Annotated in this window: 1 pseudogene; it reads right to left on the bottom strand. The window is 62.6% G+C overall.

The annotated features are described in order from the left end of the window. Positions 1 to 281 (bottom strand): annotated as a pseudogene (locus ACWGTI_RS32915) (IS110 family transposase); the annotation flags it as partial.

Raw genomic sequence — 281 nt, 5'->3', positions numbered from 1 at the left:
AAGACCTCGTTCGTCAGCACGCTTGCTATCGTCAATCCGATGCCACGCAGATGGCTCAACTGGATGGTCGCGGGGGCGGTGGTCTCGGCCGCCTGGCGCTGTTCGTCCTCGACCTGCGCGATCATCTCGATCACCAGCCACAGACGGTGGCATTCGCGCTTTATCTCGCGCTTGAGGCAGGGTGGTAGATCTCGTCCGTCGGCCGTGCCCAGCGCCTCAAGCTGTTCACGCCAGTCTCGCCTGGCCGGTTTGAAGTCGCGGATACCCTGCGTCATCAAGAG

Source organism: Mesorhizobium sp. ArgA1 (assembly GCF_053714375.1).
The sequence above is the reverse complement of the archived record's forward strand: the minus strand, read 5'-3'. Positions and strand labels throughout refer to the sequence as shown.